Source organism: Nitrosophilus sp., from assembly GCF_982775275.1.
Window position 1 is genome coordinate 1 of the sequence record NZ_CEXZHP010000347.1, and the last position, 1,031, is coordinate 1,031.

A 1,031-nucleotide genomic window follows, 5' to 3' on the forward strand; every position below is an offset into this window, starting at 1 on the left:
TGTTTAACTATTTTCTCTTGCTTTTCCTATAAGGGGATATACCACCATTCCAGAAAGCCAAGCAATATCTTCTGCAGAGAGGATCTTGCTTATCCCTTTATCAAACAAGATATTTCCTTCTGGAGGAAACTCTTCATCTCCCTTCCAAATAAGAAGCACAATGGGCACATAGGGAAGAGGCCTAAAGGTTACGGAAAAGTCTCCTTTATCAAAGGTAGATGCATTGTATAGCTCTTTTGCAAGCTTTACTAAAAGCTCTGGTTTTTCTCCAAATACTTTAAGCATAGGAAGTTTTGCCCTTCTTATAAAAGCGTCCATATAGAATCTACCATCTGGCACATCTTGATATGAGATCCACTCCCCTGTTATTTCTGCTCCATTTAAACAGCCTTGCATGTAATGAAGCAAAAGCACCTGTTCCTGAATAGGAAGCTCTTTTTGGGTCTCCTTATAAAATATCCTGAGTTCAGGCCATGTTATTATGAGGCCCTTATTTAAAAAGATGAGTTCTAAAGTAATATTGTCTGCTGATTCAGCATTAAATATTGCTCCACACACAGAAGCAAGCCTTTTTGGGTTCTTGCTAACAAGCTCTTTTCTTGCGATCTCTGCTGCGTTTTTATAATCCTCTATTCTTGCCATATTGGCAATCTCCCCTATGCTTATTACTTATCTTTTTGCCCTAAGCATATTGAATTTTAATGCTACGTTAGCATTAAAGCTGTATGGTGTCAATTTTAAGGAATTTTCTGTCTTGTCTATTTTTTTGCTTACTGGTATTTTTCAAAACTATGTATGGATTTATAGCCGTATATTACAGAGAGCTTTTAATACTAAAAAGAAGATTTATAAAAATGATTGCATCCATGTCTGTGTCTCCTCTACTCTATCTTATAGCCTTTGGATATGCCATGGGAAAATCTGTAAGTATTCATGGTCATACGTATACAGAATTTCTTATACCAGGGCTTATTGCTATGAGTAGCATGACAAGGGCATTTGCAATAGGAAGTGAGATAAATATAGCCAGA

General features: G+C 36.5%; 1 protein-coding gene and 1 pseudogene. One reads left to right on the top strand and one right to left on the bottom strand.

Going from position 1 to position 1,031, the window contains the following annotated elements:
* Window positions 1-3 precede the first annotated feature (3 nt).
* On the bottom strand, window positions 4-642 hold the full coding sequence (locus AC30RD_RS09935) for a DUF3786 domain-containing protein (RefSeq protein ID WP_489494412.1): 639 nt from the start codon (window positions 640-642) through the stop codon (window positions 4-6).
* Window positions 643-728: 86 nt separating this feature from the next.
* On the opposite strand from AC30RD_RS09935, the pseudogene AC30RD_RS09940 reads away from it, so the two are divergent.
* Window positions 729-1,031 (top strand): annotated as a pseudogene (locus AC30RD_RS09940) (hypothetical protein); the annotation flags it as partial.